Origin of the sequence: Streptomyces incarnatus, from assembly GCF_001027185.1 — a bacterium.
Classification (GTDB): domain Bacteria; phylum Actinomycetota; class Actinomycetes; order Streptomycetales; family Streptomycetaceae; genus Streptomyces; species Streptomyces puniciscabiei.
The window spans coordinates 7,288,189-7,303,643 of sequence record NZ_CP011497.1 but is presented as its reverse complement, the minus strand read 5'-3'; the positions used below and the strand labels follow the sequence as shown (position 1 = coordinate 7,303,643).

Annotated in this window: 19 protein-coding genes and 1 riboswitch; of the genes, 10 read left to right on the top strand and 9 right to left on the bottom strand. The window is 72.1% G+C overall.

Annotated elements, in window-relative coordinates:
- Nucleotides 1–149 precede the first annotated feature (149 nt).
- The 5 genes from ABB07_RS33145 to ABB07_RS33125 all read right to left on the bottom strand — a co-directional run bounded on the left by ABB07_RS33145 (nucleotide 150) and on the right by ABB07_RS33125 (nucleotide 3,734).
- Nucleotides 150–824: an urease accessory protein UreF gene (locus ABB07_RS33145; protein WP_208902167.1), complete on the bottom strand. Its 675-nt coding sequence runs from the start codon at nucleotides 822–824 to the stop codon at nucleotides 150–152.
- A gap of 10 nt (nucleotides 825–834) precedes the next feature.
- The gene (locus ABB07_RS33140; RefSeq protein ID WP_208902166.1) at nucleotides 835–2,556 is read right to left on the bottom strand and encodes an urease subunit alpha; all 1,722 of its coding nucleotides are present in this window, start codon (nucleotides 2,554–2,556) and stop codon (nucleotides 835–837) included.
- A complete protein-coding gene (locus tag ABB07_RS33135) occupies nucleotides 2,549–2,860 on the bottom strand; it encodes an urease subunit beta (protein WP_055709741.1) in 312 nt (103 codons plus the stop codon). Before ABB07_RS33135 ends, ABB07_RS33140 begins: the two co-directional genes overlap by 8 nt.
- A gap of 10 nt (nucleotides 2,861–2,870) precedes the next feature.
- Nucleotides 2,871–3,173 (bottom strand): urease subunit gamma, encoded by a 303-nt coding sequence (locus ABB07_RS33130; RefSeq protein ID WP_208902165.1) that lies wholly within the window; start codon nucleotides 3,171–3,173, stop codon nucleotides 2,871–2,873.
- A gap of 228 nt (nucleotides 3,174–3,401) precedes the next feature.
- Nucleotides 3,402–3,734 carry a type II toxin-antitoxin system Phd/YefM family antitoxin gene (locus tag ABB07_RS33125; protein ID WP_208902164.1) on the bottom strand — a complete coding sequence of 111 codons (333 nt, stop codon included), beginning with the start codon at nucleotides 3,732–3,734 and terminating at the stop codon, nucleotides 3,402–3,404.
- An 85-nt stretch (nucleotides 3,735–3,819) separates the two neighbouring features.
- Between ABB07_RS33125 and ABB07_RS33120 the strand changes: the two genes are divergently transcribed.
- The 3 genes from ABB07_RS33120 to ABB07_RS33110 all read left to right on the top strand — a co-directional run bounded on the left by ABB07_RS33120 (nucleotide 3,820) and on the right by ABB07_RS33110 (nucleotide 5,818).
- Nucleotides 3,820–4,455 carry an ATP-dependent Clp protease proteolytic subunit gene (locus ABB07_RS33120; RefSeq protein WP_208902163.1) on the top strand — a complete coding sequence of 212 codons (636 nt, stop codon included), beginning with the start codon at nucleotides 3,820–3,822 and terminating at the stop codon, nucleotides 4,453–4,455.
- A gap of 7 nt (nucleotides 4,456–4,462) precedes the next feature.
- A complete protein-coding gene (locus tag ABB07_RS33115; protein WP_208902162.1) occupies nucleotides 4,463–4,768 on the top strand; it encodes a hypothetical protein in 306 nt (101 codons plus the stop codon).
- A gap of 419 nt (nucleotides 4,769–5,187) precedes the next feature.
- Nucleotides 5,188–5,341, top strand: a riboswitch (cyclic di-AMP (ydaO/yuaA leader).
- A gap of 3 nt (nucleotides 5,342–5,344) precedes the next feature.
- Complete coding sequence (locus ABB07_RS33110; RefSeq protein ID WP_208902161.1) at nucleotides 5,345–5,818, top strand: C40 family peptidase; 474 nt, start codon at nucleotides 5,345–5,347, stop codon at nucleotides 5,816–5,818.
- 7 nt (nucleotides 5,819–5,825) lie between these two features.
- Here the strand turns inward: ABB07_RS33110 and ABB07_RS33105 are convergent, their stop codons facing one another.
- On the bottom strand, nucleotides 5,826–6,443 hold the full coding sequence (locus tag ABB07_RS33105) for a LysE family translocator (protein WP_208902160.1): 618 nt from the start codon (nucleotides 6,441–6,443) through the stop codon (nucleotides 5,826–5,828).
- 83 nt (nucleotides 6,444–6,526) lie between these two features.
- On the opposite strand from ABB07_RS33105, the gene ABB07_RS33100 reads away from it, so the two are divergent.
- Nucleotides 6,527–7,450: a LysR family transcriptional regulator gene (locus tag ABB07_RS33100; RefSeq protein WP_208902159.1), complete on the top strand. Its 924-nt coding sequence runs from the start codon at nucleotides 6,527–6,529 to the stop codon at nucleotides 7,448–7,450.
- 162 nt (nucleotides 7,451–7,612) lie between these two features.
- On the opposite strand, the gene ABB07_RS33095 is transcribed toward ABB07_RS33100, so the two are convergent.
- Nucleotides 7,613–8,071, bottom strand: a complete 459-nt coding sequence (locus tag ABB07_RS33095) for an ATP-binding protein (protein WP_208902158.1) — start codon at nucleotides 8,069–8,071, stop codon at nucleotides 7,613–7,615.
- A gap of 214 nt (nucleotides 8,072–8,285) precedes the next feature.
- On the opposite strand from ABB07_RS33095, the gene ABB07_RS33090 reads away from it, so the two are divergent.
- Together ABB07_RS33090 and ABB07_RS33085 are read left to right on the top strand one after the other, a co-directional pair.
- A complete protein-coding gene (locus ABB07_RS33090; protein ID WP_208902157.1) occupies nucleotides 8,286–9,146 on the top strand; it encodes a helix-turn-helix domain-containing protein in 861 nt (286 codons plus the stop codon).
- A gap of 9 nt (nucleotides 9,147–9,155) precedes the next feature.
- The gene (locus ABB07_RS33085; RefSeq protein ID WP_208902156.1) at nucleotides 9,156–9,377 is read left to right on the top strand and encodes a DUF397 domain-containing protein; all 222 of its coding nucleotides are present in this window, start codon (nucleotides 9,156–9,158) and stop codon (nucleotides 9,375–9,377) included.
- A 66-nt stretch (nucleotides 9,378–9,443) separates the two neighbouring features.
- Here ABB07_RS33085 and ABB07_RS33080 read toward each other — a convergent pair whose 3' ends face one another.
- A complete protein-coding gene (locus tag ABB07_RS33080) occupies nucleotides 9,444–10,571 on the bottom strand; it encodes an 8-amino-7-oxononanoate synthase (RefSeq protein WP_208902155.1) in 1,128 nt (375 codons plus the stop codon).
- A 147-nt stretch (nucleotides 10,572–10,718) separates the two neighbouring features.
- Here ABB07_RS33080 and bioB point away from each other — a divergent pair, with 147 nt between their 5' ends.
- The 4 genes from bioB to ABB07_RS33060 all read left to right on the top strand — a co-directional run bounded on the left by bioB (nucleotide 10,719) and on the right by ABB07_RS33060 (nucleotide 15,026).
- Nucleotides 10,719–11,936, top strand: coding sequence for a biotin synthase BioB (bioB, locus tag ABB07_RS33075; protein ID WP_208902154.1), 1,218 nt, complete (start codon nucleotides 10,719–10,721; stop codon nucleotides 11,934–11,936).
- A complete protein-coding gene (locus ABB07_RS33070) occupies nucleotides 11,929–13,218 on the top strand; it encodes an adenosylmethionine--8-amino-7-oxononanoate transaminase (protein WP_208902153.1) in 1,290 nt (429 codons plus the stop codon). Before bioB ends, ABB07_RS33070 begins: the two co-directional genes overlap by 8 nt.
- A gap of 1 nt (nucleotide 13,219) precedes the next feature.
- Nucleotides 13,220–13,936, top strand: a complete 717-nt coding sequence (gene bioD, locus ABB07_RS33065; protein WP_208902152.1) for a dethiobiotin synthase — start codon at nucleotides 13,220–13,222, stop codon at nucleotides 13,934–13,936.
- Between the two features lie 400 nt (nucleotides 13,937–14,336).
- On the top strand, nucleotides 14,337–15,026 hold the full coding sequence (locus ABB07_RS33060) for a class I SAM-dependent methyltransferase (RefSeq protein WP_208902151.1): 690 nt from the start codon (nucleotides 14,337–14,339) through the stop codon (nucleotides 15,024–15,026).
- 54 nt (nucleotides 15,027–15,080) lie between these two features.
- Here ABB07_RS33060 and ABB07_RS33055 read toward each other — a convergent pair whose 3' ends face one another.
- On the bottom strand, nucleotides 15,081–15,455 hold the full coding sequence (locus ABB07_RS33055; protein ID WP_208902150.1) for a fic family toxin-antitoxin system, toxin component: 375 nt from the start codon (nucleotides 15,453–15,455) through the stop codon (nucleotides 15,081–15,083).

Sequence of the window (15,455 nt, the reverse complement as noted above, 5' to 3'; positions counted from 1 at the left end):
GCCAGGTCCGGCATCAATCAGCCCGTCCGGCTTTTGAGGACGAGGCCGTTCAGGCCGATCGGGGGTCCAGGGGGCGGAGCCCTCTGGCGGGGTCGAAGGGGCGAAGCCCCTGGGTATGGGACGGGTAGGGGCGGCGGGGGCGATTCCGGCTACGACGCGAACAGCCGCACGGGCCAGGCCGCGTGCCACTCCGCCCCGACCTCCAGCAAGGGCCCCGACGCGGCCGGCAGCGCGTCGACACCCTCGTCGAGCACTCTCCGCGCCGCCTCCACCGCCGCATCCGCGACGCGGTCCAGCTCCGGCGCCAGCCGGGCCAGCACACCGGTCGCGTCGAACGGGTCGAGGCTCAGCAGTCGTACGGTCGCCGTCGTCGGCCCGCTGACGCTCTCGTACACCGCGCAGTACGCCGCGTCGTCCGGCCCCAGCCCGGCCGCCCTGGCTGCGAGGCCGAGGACCACCGGCTGGTGCGCCCCCTTGGGGAACCGCCGTGCCAGCGCGTCGAGTTCGGCCGACGGCCAGGCGGATCGCGCCGCCCGCACCAGCTGCCGGCCGAGGCGGCGCGCGGCGGCCCGCAGGGCGGGCGACGGCGTACGGGCGTCCGCCGCCGCGTCCAGCTCCCCGGGGTCCACGCCGAGTACGGCGGCGGCCGCCAGCGCGCCCGCGACCAGCCCGGCGGTGTGCAGCCGGCCCCGGCAGAAGTCCTCCAGGCTCGCGGCGGAGCTGATCCGGCCCGCCTTGACGGCGGCCTCCGCCCCGCCGGAGTGCGCGTGTCCTCCGGCGGGGAAGCGGCCGTCGGCCAGGACGAGAAGTGCTGCCCGTGACATGACGATCCCCTCAGAAGAGGAAGTAGCGCTGGGCCATGGGCAGTTCGGCGGCCGGGGTGGCCTCGACCAGTTCGCCGTCGATGTGGACGGCGAAGCTGTCGGGGTCGATCCGCACGTCGGGCCGGGCGTCGTTCTCGCGCATGTCGGCCTTGGTCACCGCACGCGTGGACGCGATCGCCGTGAACCGCTTGCCGAGGCCCAGCCGCTCCGGCAGCCCGTCCTCGATCGCCAACGGGGCCACGAAATTGACCGAGTTGGCGGCCGGGGCCCGGCCGATCGCGCCGTACATCGGGCGGGGCAGGATCGGCTGCGGGGTGGGGATGGAGGCGTTGGCGTCGCCCATCTGCGCGTAGGCGATCTGCCCGCCCTTGAGCACGAGGTGCGGCTTGACCCCGAAGAACGCCGGTTCCCACAGCACGAGGTCGGCGAGCTTGCCGGTCTCCACGGAGCCGATCTCGGCGGCGAGGCCCTGGGCCAGCGCGGGGTTGATCGTGTACTTGGCGACATAGCGACGCACGCGGTGGTTGTCCGCGCGTCCGTCACCGGGCAGCGCCCCGCGCCTGCGCTTCATCACATGGGCCGTCTGCCAGGTGCGCAGGATCACCTCGCCGACGCGGCCCATGGCCTGGGAGTCGGAGGAGATGATCGAGATCGCGCCGAGGTCGTGCAGGACGTCCTCGGCACCGATGGTGGACGGCCGGATCCGGGACTCGGCGAACGCCAGGTCCTCGGGGACGGCGGGGTTGAGGTGGTGACAGACCATCAGCATGTCGAGGTGTTCCTCGGCGGTGTTGACGGTGTAGGGCCGGGTCGGGTTGGTGGAGCTGGGCAGCACGTTGGGCTGCGAGACCACGGTCATGATGTCCGGCGCGTGCCCGCCGCCGGCACCCTCGGTGTGGTACGAGTGGATGCCCCGGCCCGCGATCGCGGTGAGGGTGTCGCCGACGAAACCGGCCTCGTTCAGGGTGTCGGTGTGGATGGCGACCTGGATGCCCGTGCGGTCGGCAACGGTCAGCGCGGCGTCGATGACGGCCGGGGTCGAGCCCCAGTCCTCGTGCAGCTTCAGGCCGGCCGCGCCGCCCCGGATCTGGGAGAGCATCGCCTCGTGCGAGACGGTGTTGCCCTTGCCGAGGAAGCCGACGTTGACCGGGTAGGCCTCCATCGCCTCGAACATCCGGGCGAGGTGCCAGGGGCCGGGCGTGACGGTGGTGGCCTTGGAGCCCTCGGCGGGGCCGGTGCCGCCGCCGACCAGGGTGGTGATGCCGGAGGCCAGCGCCTCGTCGGCGATCTGGGGGCAGATGAAGTGGACGTGCGCGTCGATGGCGCCGGCGGTGAGGATCCGCCCGTTGCCCGCGATGATCTCGGTCTCGGGGCCGATGACCAGGCCGGGGTGGACGCCGTCCATCGTGTCCGGGTTGCCGGCCTTGCCGATCGCCGTGATCCGGCCGTCGCGGATGCCGACGTCGGCCTTGACGATCCCCCAGTGGTCGACGATGACGACCCCGGTGATGACCGTGTCGGGGGTGCCCTCGGCCCGGGTGGCGCGGGACTGGCCCATGGACTCGCGGATGACCTTGCCGCCGCCGAACACCGCCTCGTCGCCGGACGCGCCGGGTCCGCCGGAGCGGTCCTCCTCGATCTCGATCAGCAGGTCGGTGTCGGCGAGCCGGATGCGGTCACCGGTGGTCGGCCCGAACAGGTCGGCGTAGGCGCCGCGGGAGATCTCAGGCATCGAGGGCACCTCCGGTCTCCCCGCGCAGCCCCGGCACGATCCGGGCGCCGGTCAGGGGCACGAGTTCGACGTCCACGGGGATCCCGGGCTCGAAGCGCACGGCGGTGCCGGCGGCGACGTTCAGCCGCTTGCCACGCGCCGCGGCACGGTCGAACTCCAGGCCGGGGTTGGCCTCGGCGAAGTGGTAGTGGGAGCCGACCTGGACCGGACGGTCGGCGGCGTTGAGAACGGTGAGGCGGGTGACCTCGCGGCCCTCGTTCACCAGGACGGGATCGTCCGCGAACAGGATCTCTCCGGGAATCATCGCGGCCCCCTCAGATGATCGGCTCATGGACGGTGACGAGCTTGGTGCCGTCCGGGAAGGTGGCCTCGACCTGGACGTCGTGGATCATCTCGGGGACCCCCTCCATGACGTCGTCCCTGGTGAGGAGCTTGCGACCGGAGGACATGAGTTCGGCGACGGTACGGCCGTCACGCGCGCCCTCCAGGATGTGCGACGTGATGAGGGCGACCGCTTCCGGGTGGTTGAGCTTGAGCCCGCGCGCCCTGCGCTTCTCGGCCACGTCGGCCGCCACGTGGATCAGCAGCCTCTCTTGCTCATGCGGGGTCAGTTGCACGTCCCACCTCACAGTCCTTGCTCCGGACCGTGCGGGGTCCGGGTTGCCGCAGCCATCGCGACGGGGATAGGTGTAACACACAGACAAATACCCGGATCGTCGTCAATCCGGGCAGAAAAACCCCTGATGGCGTGGATCGGCAGGCTAGAGCGCCGGAGTTTCAGTGACGTTAACCAGACCTTGATCCACCGATGACCGGGCGATGGGAGCCGCGATACCGCCGACAGGTCAGGACACGCCCGGGCCGCCGTGCCCGCCGGGCATGCCGTGACCGCGGTGCTCGGCGGCCACACCGTGACCGGAATGCTCGGCGGCGATCCCGAACCGCCGCTGTTCGCGCGGGGCGGAACCGACCTCGCGCACCCCGGACACCGAGCTGATCACCTGCTCCTCGGCCGGCTCCTCGAGCGCGTCCAGCCGCTCCAGGTCGGCGGCCGAGACCAACGCGACCAGCGGCTTGCCGTGCCGTGTCACGACGACGCGCTCACCGCCGTACACCACCCGGTTGATCAGATCGGCGAGCTCAGCCCTGGCTTGCGTCACCGGAATCTCGTAGGCCATACCGCCATCGTACGTCAGGTACGTCCTGTACATTTTTTACAGAAGCCGAGCCCGCCGGGCTCCGTGCGATGAGAAGGGGTGTCCCATGTCCCGAGCGTCCGCCCGTCATGTCCTGCCCGAGTTCACCGAGCGCACCGGCAGCGGTGCCCGCACGCTCGATCCCTACGGCAAGCTCTTCGAGGACCGGATCGTCTTCCTCGGTACCGCGCTGGACGACACGGCGGCGAACGACGTGATGGCGCAGTTCATGTACCTCGAACACGCCGCCCCGGAGCGGGACATCACGCTGTACGTCAACTCCCCCGGCGGCACGTTCAGCGCGCTGACGGCGGTCTACGACACGATGCGCTACGTCAGTTGCGACGTGGCGACCTACTGCCTGGGACAGGCCGCCTCTCACGCCGCGCTGCTGCTCGCGGCCGGCACGCCGGGCAAGCGGTTCACCCTGCCGGGCGCCCGCATGGTGATCGAGCAGCCGCAGCTCCCGGAACCGATGCAGGGTCAGTTCAGCGATCTGCTCATCCAGGCCGAGGAGTTGGCCCGGATGCGCACGGTGGCGGAGGAGATGCTGGCACGGCACACCGGGCGCACGGCCGAGCAGGTGCGGCGCGATCTGGAGCGGGACCTGGTCCTCGACGCCGCCGGGGCGGTGGCCTACGGCCTGGTCGACGCCGTCGTGCCCGGCCGGCGGAGCACCCCCGGCGCACCGGACGCGAGGTGAGCCGCCGATGCTGCCGGAGCTGCCGCCACTGCCCGCACTCACGCGTGCCGAGGGCGATCTGATCGACCGTTATCTCGAGGCCGCCGACCTGCTGGGCCGCATCAACCCCGCGCACGGCGGGGACACCTATCACGGGCTGCGCGCCGCCCAGGCCCTGGCACGCAAGGCCGCAGAGCTGCGTGACGCCCTCGCGTTGATGCACCGGCGGGGCGAGACGGAGCTGCACGGGGACACGCTGGCACGGGCCTTGCGGGTGCTGGACGGCGAACGCCGTACCGCGCGCGTCGCGCTCCCGCCCGACGGTGTCGGCTGATCCGGACGCCGGACCGGCCTGACGCGGCCCGGGTGTCGACAGGAGCCGCCCTCGCCGGAGTTGAAACGGCCCGAACGACGTACCGCCGACCGGTGTATATCCCGATCATTCTACGAGCCTCCCGACTTGCGCCCAGCGTGTGTCCGCCGTTCCCGAGAAAGCGCTTCTTCCCAGGTCGGGGGCTACGTCGGGGATCTGACGGCGCCTCGAACAGAACACTGTCCACCCGAACGGGCGAGTGGTGAGTAACACCACAAATCCACGGATGCATTGGGATTTTCGGACCGGTGTGGGCGAAGATCCCGTCCGACGACAAGCCCCCGCCACCGCGGCGGGGCGGTCCGGGCGGACGCCGAGTCCTGCCGCCGTCCCGGATGACCGGTCGACAGGAGTGGATCGGCAGGAGTGGAGGACCCAGGCAAGACGGGTCGCCGGAACGGATGTTCGTCTGCACGTCGCAGACGGCCGGACGTTCCGAGCAACCCTTGGGGTGAAGCCGCGGCAACGCGGCCGGGCAACTTCGCCAGCCCGAATCCGACAGGTCATCCTTCACAGGCGGCTGACGAAGGGTTGCGCATGACTGCGCCTAATCGTGTCCCGTCGCTCATGGTCCGGGCCGGCACGGCCTCGGCCCTCACCCTCGCCGCCGTCGGCGGCTCGATCGCGGTCCCCGGGCTCGCCACCGATGCCTCGGCCGCGACCCTCGCGACCAAAGCACTGCAGGTCGCGGCCTCGAAGAAGGGGTCCCCGTACCAGTACGGGGCCACCGGGCCGCGCAGGTTCGACTGCTCGGGGCTGACGCTCTACTCGTTCAAGAAGGCGGGCAAGACCCTGCCGCGGACCGCCGCGCAGCAGTACAACCGGACGAACCACATCTCCGCCAGCCATCGCAGGGCTGGTGACCTGGTGTTCTTCCACTACGGCTCGAACGTCTACCACGTCGGCATCTACGCCGGGCACAACAAGATCTGGCACGCCCCGAGGACCGGTTCCGTGGTCCGGCTCGAGAAGATCTGGACGTCGAGCGTCTGGTACGGCCGGGTCAGCTGACCCGCCGTCAGGGCAGGAGCGGCTCCAGCAGCAGGGCCGCTCCCAGCACCGTCAGCGCCACCCCGGTGCCCGCCTGGAGCCCACGGGCGGCCCGGGGCCGGCGCAGCCATCCGCCCAGCCGGTCCACCAGCAGCGCGACCACCTGGAACCACACCAGCGCCAGCGCGCACACGATGAGCGCGAGCAGCAGGGTCCGGGGCAGCGCGGGGCTCCCGGCGGGCACGAACTGCGGCAGCAGGCTGAGGAAGGTCAGCGAGGCCTTCGGATTGAGGACGTTGGTGACGAAGCCCTGCCGGAGCGGGTGCGCCGGCTCGGCCGCCGTGTCCTTCGGCGACTGGACGGCTCCCCGCAGCGACCACAGCGTGCGCACCCCGAGGTGCAGCACATAGGCGCCGCCCAGCAGTTGCAGCGCCCGGAACAGCGCGGGCACGGCCACCAGCACCGCCGCGACACCGGCCACCGCCAGGGTGGTGTGCACCAGGAGTCCGCCCGCGATACCGAGCCCGCAGACCGCGCCGGCCCGGCGTGAGACCAGCGCGTTGCGTACGACCACGGTGAAGTCGGCGCCCGGCATGGCGACCAGACCGGCGGCGATACCGGTGAAGGCGATGAGCTGTCCGTCCATGTGCCCAGACTGCCTTGGCAGAGCCTTCAGCAGGTATTTCGGCTTTTCTGGGTGAGCCTGAAGCAATGCTTTAGGCTGGTCCCATGTACGACCCCACCCGGCTGGCCGCACTGGTGGCCGTCGCGGAGGCCGGCTCCATCACCCGGGCCGCCGACCGGCTCGGCTACACGCCGCCCGCCCTCTCCCAGCAACTGGCCAAGCTGGAGCGGGAGGCGGGTACCGCGCTGCTGGTGCGGCACCATCGCGGGGCGCGGCTGACCGAGGCGGGCGAGGTGCTGGTGGCCCGGGCCCGGCGGGTGCTGGACGAGCTGGAACAGGCCCGGCACGAGCTGGCCCGGCTGACCGGTCTCACCGGCGGCGCGCTGCGGCTCGGCACCTTCCCGACCGCAGGGGTGCATCTGCTGCCACCGGCGCTGAGCGCGTTCCGCCGGGCCCACCCGGACGTGACGCTGTCGGTCGCGGACTACGATCCGCCGACCGGGGTCACGGCGGTGGCGGCCGGCGAGGTGGACCTGGCGCTGACCCACACCTACCACCCGGCCGAGCGCTCCCCGGTGCCGTCGTCGGTGCGTCTGGAGCCGGTCCTGGTGGAGGAGCTGGTGCTGGTGACCGCGCCCGGACACGCCCTGAGCAGCACCTCGTCCCGGCTGCCCCTGGCCGAGCTGGCAGGACAGCCGCTGATCAGCATGGCGCCGCACCATCCGGCCCGCCGGGACATCGAGGCGCTGCTGTCCGAGGCGGGCGCCACACCGGCCCTGCTGGTACCGACCCCGGGATACGCCGTGGTCTGCGCCCTCGTCAGCGCCGGGCTCGGCGTGGCCGTCGTCCCCGAGATGGTGGCCCGCACGGCCTCCACACCGGTCGGCGTACGCCCCCTGGAAGCGGGCCGCCTGCACCGCACCATCTCCGTGGCCTACCGCCCGGACGAATCCACGCCGGCCGCGGACGCCTTCCGCGCACTGCTCCGAGGAGCCTTCGGCCGAGCGGGCCGCTCGCCGGGAGCTTGAGCGCCCGAGCGGGCCGTCCCGGGGCCTTCGGTGTTGTCCTGCCGTACCGGGGTGACCTTGCCTTGCTCCCTCGGGCACCCTCGTGTGTCGTCACCCCGTCCTCCTCGATGCGGCACGCGGTGAGAGCACCAGCACCACGCGCCCGCGCCCCTGTCCGGAGGGCTACGGCTCCTGTGGTCCCGCCGCGGGAACCGGCTCGGCCGGGATGATCCACGGGAGTTCGATGGAGACCGTCTTGCCACCCTCGCGGGTGGGGCGGACACGGAGTCTGCCCCCGCACTCCGCGGTGAGCCAGCGGATGATGACCATGCCGCGGCCGTTGTCCTGCTGGACGGCGGCGGGCAGTCTCTTCGGAAAGCGCGGGTGACTGTCCGTGACGCCGATGCGCAGATGTTCGTCACGGTCCAGCGCGATGTCGACCGTGAAGGTGGGTGACTGACCGAAGGTGTGCTGTACGGCGTTCGTGGCGAGTTCGGAGACGATGAGCCGCACGGTGTCGGCCGTCTCGGTGTCCGACGGCAGGCCCCACTCCGCGAGCGTGCCCACGACATACGTGCGGGCCGCGGAGACCGAGGCGGGATCGCTCGGCAGAGTGACGGATGCTTCCAGATGGTCTGCCATGGCGACGTCGTCCCTTTCCCACGGGACCGCAGTCCGACACGGAGCCGGATGGTTCGAGTACGGTCCCGGACTGGTGCTTGCTCGTCAGACTGCCATCACGGGGCCGGTCACGGGGAGCGATCCACCAAGATATGCATATATCTGTCGCCCAAAGCGGTGAACTCTACGACGCGAGACCGTATTTGGGCGGCCCGGAAGGAGTAAGGAGGAGCCCATGCAGAACGGGCCGGCCGTGCGCCGCCGCAAACTGGGCGCCGAACTGCGCACGCTGCGCACCGGTGCTGGGCTCACGAGCGGTGATGCGGCCCGGCTGGTCGGCTGGCACCAGTCGAAAGTCAGCCGTATCGAGACCGGGGCCAGTGGTGTGAAACCAGCCGATGTGCGGTTACTCCTCGACGCCTACGAGGTACGCGACGGACAGCTGCGCGAGTTGCTGCTGATGCTGGCGGGCTCGGACGGTACGGGCGACCGGCACCGCTGGTGGCACGCCTACCGCGGGGTGCTGCCGCCCGCGTACCGGGACTTCATCAGCCTGGAGTCGCAGGCCAGCACGATGCGCACCCTGGAGACCACGGTCGTACCCGGCCTGCTGCAGACGCCCGAGTACGCCCGTGCGGTGACCCGGGCGGCCGTGTCGGACCTGGACGAGGAGGGTCTGGACGCGCTGGTCGAGGTACGGCTGGCCAGGCAGGACGTGCTCCGCGCCGACCCCCCGCTGGAGCTGAGCGCGGTGCTGGACGAGGCGGTGCTGCGGCGCGAGGTCGGCGGCCCCGAGGTCATGACCCGGCAGCTGGAGCGGCTGATGGAGGCGGCCCGGCTGCCCCAAGTCCGGCTCCAGGTACTGCCGTTCAGCGCCGGAGCGCATGTCGGCCTCACCGGGCCTTTCGTTATCTTGTCATTTCCGAGCACTTCTGATCTGGACGTGGTTGTTCTCGACCAGTTGACGAGTAGCCTCTACCTCGAACGGAAAGAAGACCTCATGGCCTACGCGGAGGCCTTCGACACCCTTCGGATGCACGCCCTTTCACCCGAGGACACGTTGGACTACATCGCCGGGATAGGTGACGGCGCGTAAGGAGGCACCATGTCAGCTCTGCCTCGGAACGTCCCTGCCAGTACCGACCTGCACGACGTGCGCTGGTTGCGCAGCAGCTACAGCACGGGAGCCAACAACTGCGTGGAGACGGCCCGGCCGCGCTCCGGCCCCGGGGCCGGACTGCTCGCCGTGCGCGACTCCAAGAACCCGGCCGGACCCGCGCTGCTCTTCTCCGCCGGGAGCTGGTCCGGTTTCCTCAGCACTCTCTGATCAGAACCGATCTCGACCGGTCACTCATAGCCATCCAAGGTTGAAGCACGGCCGTGTCACGCCGACTCATGGTCGCGTTTCGCCGATCACCCGTACAGCGCGTTCGATCTCGGCCCCGGACAGGTCCGCGCGGGCCGTCAGCCGCAGCCGTGAGATGCCGTCGGGCACGGAAGGAGGACGGAAACAGCCCACGGCGAGCCCCGCGGTACGGCAGTCGGCCGCCCAGCGCACGGCCTGCTCCGGGGACGGAGCCCGCACGGAGACCACCGCGGCGTCCGGACGCACCGCTTCCAGACCCGCGGCGGTCAGCCGTGCGTGCAGGTCCGCCGCCACCGCGCGGGCCCGCGCCGCACGCTCCGGCTCGCGGACGAGCAGCCGCAGTGCCGCGAGCGCGGCGCCGGCCGCCGCCGGGGCGAGGCCGGTGTCGAAGATGAAGGTCCGGGCCGCGTTGACCAGGTGGTCGATCACCCGCGCCGGGCCGAGCACCACTCCGCCCTGACTGCCCAGCGACTTGGAGAGAGTGGCCGTGACCACCACGTCCTCGGCACCCGAAAGACCGGCCGCGTACGGAGCGCCCCGGCCGCCGTCGCCCAGCACCCCGAGCCCGTGCGCGTCGTCCACGACCAGTCCCGCGCCGTGCTCCCGGCACGCCTCGGCCAGCCCGGCCAGCGGGGCCCGGTCGCCGTCGACCGAGAACACCGTGTCGGAGACGGCGATCGCCGGTCCCTGGTGGGTGGCCAGGGCCTTGCGCACCGCCTCCGGATCGGCGTGCCCGACGACCTGCCGCTCGCCCCGCGCCAGCCGGCAGCCGTCGATGAGGGAGGCGTGGTTGCCGGCGTCGGAGACGATCAGCGAGCCGTGCGGGCCGAGCGTGGTGACCGCGGCCAGGTTGGCGGCGTAACCGGAGGAGAACACCAGCGCCGCCTCGAAACCGCAGAAGGCGGCCAGTTCGCGCTCCAGCTCGGTGTGCAGCTCGGTGGTGCCGGTGACGAGCCGGGAGCCGGTCGAGCCGCCGCCCCAGGTCCGGGCGGCCCGCACGGCCCCCTCGGTGACCTCGGGATGGTGGGCGAGGCCCAGGTAGTCGTTGCTCGCCAGATCCAGCAGGGCTGACTCGGCGGGGCGCGGGCGCAGGGTGCGTACGAGTCCGGCGCGGCGGCGCGCCTCGGCCTGCTCGTCGATCCAGCCGAACGCCATGGGTCCTCCGGGGCTTTTGTAGGTAGCGGACAGACACTAGCGGCACTACCGGTCACCCACGGTGTGGCAATACCCACACGGTGATCCGCCTTCGTTGTGCGAACTCTCCTTGGCCCGGGGCGGTCCCGTAGGACAGGATCAGGCCTCATGGACCTGCTGAACACGCTGGTGGACAAGGGGCTGCGGCGCGAGCTGCCGACCCGCGAGGAAGCGCTCGCCGTGCTGGCCACCTCCGACGACGACGTGCTCGATGTGGTGGCCGCGGCCGGAAAGGTGCGCCGGCACTGGTTCGGGCGACGGGTGAAACTCAACTATCTGGTGAACCTCAAGTCGGGCCTGTGCCCGGAGGACTGCTCCTACTGTTCCCAGCGACTCGGCTCGAAGGCCGACATCCTGAAGTACACGTGGCTCAAGCCCGACGAGGCCTCCAAGGCGGCCGCCGCGGGCCTCGCGGGCGGCGCCAAGCGGGTCTGCCTCGTGGCCAGCGGGCGCGGCCCGACGGACCGTGACGTGGACCGGGTCTCGGAGACGATCCGGACCATCAAGGAGCAGAACGAGCAGGTCGAGGTCTGCGCCTGCCTCGGTCTGCTCTCCGACGGCCAGGCCGAGCGGCTGCGCGAGGCGGGCGCGGACGCCTACAACCACAACCTCAACACGTCCGAGGGGACGTACGCGGACATCACGACCACGCACACGTACGCCGACCGGGTGGACACGGTGCAGAAGGCGCACGCGGCCGGTCTGTCCGCCTGCTCCGGTCTGATCGCGGGCATGGGCGAGAGCGACGAGGACCTGGTGGACGTGGTCTTCAGCCTGCGCGAACTGGACCCGGACTCGGTGCCGGTGAACTTCCTCATCCCGTTCGAGGGCACCCCGCTGGCCAAGGAGTGGAACCTCACCCCGCAGCGGTGTCTGCGGATCCTCGCGATGGTCCGGTTCGTCTGCCCGGACGTGGAGGTCCGGATCGCGGGCGGCCGTGAGGTCCACCTGCGCACGATGCAGCCGCTCGCGCTGCACCTGGCCAACTCCATCTTCCTCGGCGACTACCTGACCAGTGAGGGCCAGGCCGGCAAGGCCGACCTGGAGATGATCGCGGACGCCGGGTTCGAGGTGGAGGGCGCCGGCGAGGTGACGCTGCCGGAGCACCGGGTCGAGGCCGCGGCCGGCTGCGGATCGGTCTGCGGCTCGCACGAGGGCTGTGGCTCGCACGAGGGCTGCGGCTCGCACGAGGGCGCGGACGCGTGCGGTCACGAGGGCGCGGGTGTCTGCGGTACGACGGCGGCGCCGGCCGCGCAGGAGGCGCGCACCGATCTCGTCGCCGTCCGCCGCCGGGGCGCCGGAACGGACCTCGCGCCCAATGCCTGACCTGCCCGGCCTGACCGTGCCCGAGCTGCTGGAGCTGGACCGACGGCACGTGTGGCATCCGTACGGCCCCATGCCCGGACGTGCCGAACCGCTCGTCGTGGAGTCGGCGAGCGGGGTCCGGCTGCGGCTCGCGGACGGCTCGGGCGAGTTGGTGGACGGCATGTCGTCCTGGTGGTCGGCGATCCACGGCTACAACCACCCGGTCCTCAACGAGGCGGCGCGCGACCAGCTCGGGCGGATGAGCCATGTGATGTTCGGCGGGCTCACCCACGAGCCGGCCGTACGGCTGGCGAAGCACCTTGTCGACATGTCGCCGAATGGTCTGGAGCACGTCTTCCTCGCCGACTCCGGTTCGGTCTCGGTCGAGGTCGCGGTGAAGATGTGCCTGCAGTACTGGCGCTCGCTCGGCCGGCCCGGCAAGCAGCGGCTGCTGACCTGGCGGGGCGGCTACCACGGCGACACCTGGAACCCGATGTCGGTGTGCGACCCCAAGGGCGGCATGCACGCCCTGTGGTCGGGCGTGCTGCCGCACCAGGTCTTCGCGGACGCGCCGCCGCCGGAGTACGAGGAGTCGTACGCCGACCATCTGCGCGAACTGATCGCCCGCCACGCGGACGAGCTGGCCGCGGTGATCGTGGAGCCGGTGGTGCAGGGTGCGGGCGGCATGCGCTTCCACTCCCCCGCCTATCTGCGCGTGCTGCGCGAGGCCTGCGACGCGCACGACGTGCTGCTGGTGTTCGACGAGATCGCCACCGGCTTCGGCCGCACCGGCGCGCTGTTCGCCGCGGAGCACGCGGGCGTCACCCCGGATGTGATGTGCGTAGGCAAGGCGCTGACCGGCGGCTATCTGACGCTGGCGGCCACGCTGTGCACCGCACGGGTCGCCGACGGCATCTCACGGGGTGAGGTGCCGGTGCTCGCGCACGGACCGACGTTCATGGGCAACCCGCTGGCGGCGGCCGTGGCCTGCGCGTCCATCGAACTGCTCCTGGGGCAGGACTGGCGGACGGAGGTCAAGCGGATCGAGGCGGGTCTGTGGGCGGGCCTGTCGCCGGCGCGCGAGCTGCCCGGTGTACAGGACGTCCGCGTCCTCGGGGCGATCGGCGTCGTCCAGCTCGACCACGAGGTGGACATGGCCGCGGCCACCGCCGCCGCCGTGCGGGAGGGCGTGTGGCTACGCCCGTTCCGCGACCTGATCTACACGATGCCGCCGTACATCACCTCGGACGAGGACGTGGCACGGATCGCGCGCGCGGTGTGCGCCGCGGCGCGGGAGGGATGACATGACGGTACTGGTGATCACGGGCACGGGCACGGAGGTCGGCAAGACCGTCACCACCGCCGCCGTCGCCGCCGCGGCGCTCGCGGCGGGGCGCTCGGTGGCCGTGCTGAAGGCCGCGCAGACGGGCGTACGGCCGGACGAGCGCGGGGACGCCGACGAGGTCGCGCGGCTCGCGGGGACGGTCACGGCCACGGAACTGGCCCGCTTTCCTGAGCCGTTGGCGCCCGGTACCGCTGCCCGGCGGGCGGGCATGGCCCCCGTCCACCCGCACGAGGTGGCCGAGCGGGCGGCCAAGCTGGCCGCTGAGCACGAGCTGGTGCTGGTCGAGGGGGCGGGCGGACTGCTCGTCCGCTTCGACGCGGCCGGCGGCACGCTGGCCGACGCGGCCGAGCTGCTCGGCGCACCGGTGCTGGTGGTCGCCCAGGCAGGCCTGGGCACCCTCAACACCACCGAGCTGACGGCGCTCGAACTACGGCGCCGGAACCTGGAGTTGGCCGGCGTGGTGATCGGCAGCTGGCCCGACTCCCCCGACCTCGCCGCCCGCTGCAACGTGGCCGACCTCCCGGAGGTCGCAGGCGCTCCACTGCTCGGCGCGATCCCCGCCGGGGCGGGGACGCTGGCACCGGCCGACTTCCGCACAGCGGCACGGGAGTGGCTGGCGCCCCGCCTGGACGGCACGTGGGATGCGGAGGCGTTCCGGACACGCTCGACGCCCTAGGCGAGAGACTGCGCATGCCCGGTACGACCACCACTCCGGCCGGGCTCGTTCCGGCACCCCGGGGACCGGCAGGAAGGTGACCGACGCGACGCGGGACCTCGGCCCTACAGGCGCCACAGCCAACCCGACAGGGGGCCCGGGCCTGGCAGGAGCCGTGCCCCGGGCGGCCTCCGGGCCCGGACGGCGCGTGGCCCGGGTTCCGCCTCCGCAGCCGACCGAGCCGAGTGGCGGGCCCACCCTCCAGCCGGCCGAGTCGGGTGGTGGGTGGGCGAGGGTGGGGTCCAGGGGCGGAGCCCCTGGCGGGGTTCGGGGCGGGGCCCCGTGACGCGCGCTGCTGCCAAGGGTGGGAGAGCCGTCGTACGGGGACACTCCTGGTAGGCCGTCCCCTGGGAGGTTCGCCATGCGGCTGCTGTCCGGCTCCGAGAAAGTGGCGCGGAATCCCGTCCACCACCCCCTGTTCGCCCGCTGCTACGCCCGGTACAGCGTGCGCGCGGAGACCCGGCTGGGCTTGGCCGGGATACGGGAGCGGATGCTGGCCGGGCTGTCCGGGCGGGTGATCGAGATCGGCGCGGGCAACGGGCTGAACTTCTCGCACTACCCCGGTACCGTCGCCGAGGTCGTCGCGATCGAACCGGAGCCGCTGCTCAGGAAGCTGGCGCTGGAGTCGGCCCTGCGCTGCGGGGTTCCGGTCGACGTCGTGCCGGGCGCGGCGGAGGCGCTGCCGGTCAAGAGCGAGGCCTTCGACGCGGCCGTGCTGTCCCTGGTGCTGTGCAGCGTCCGGGACGTGGCCCGCGCGCTGGGCGAGGTGCGGCGGGTGGTCAAACCGGGCGGACAGGTGCGGTTCTTCGAGCACGGTCAGGGCGGCGGCCGGGTGATGAGACTGACCCAGCGCACCCTGGACCGGACCGTGCGGCCCGCCCTGGCCGGGGGCTGTCATCTGGCCCGGCAGCCGGTGGCCGCACTGCGCGAGGCGGGGTTCGTCCTCGGACCGCAACGGCAGGTGGTGATGCCGGAGACGGGCCCGACGCTGCCGGCCTCCTACTGCACGCTCGGGATCGCCTGGCGGCCGGACGAGCCGGACGCACGCTGATCCCGGACTCGGGCCCCGTGCCCGCGGCCGCCCGCCCCGGCAGCGCACCCGAAGTCACAGGCTCCAGCGGCGCAGTTCGCGCGCGATGTCGTCCACCCCGGCAGCGCCCTCCTTCACCAGCCGGGCAAGGTCCCGCACCTGCTCGGCCGAGGTGGCCACCTTCTCGCCGCTGGCGACCAGGTAGGCATAGGCGACCGCCGAGGCGAACAGCGCGTTGGAGCGCTCCAGCGCCGGGAGGTGGATGAGCAACTGGAGCAGGGAGGCGGCACGGGCGTGCGGGTCGTCGTAGACGGGCACGCCGAATATCTCGGCCCGGTGCCGGGCGACGGCGGCGACCAGCGCGCCCCAGTCGGTGACCTGAGGGTCCCCGGGCGTCTTCTGTTCGGCGAGCATGAGGAGCCAGGCGAGGTCGATGCTGAGCTCGTTCAA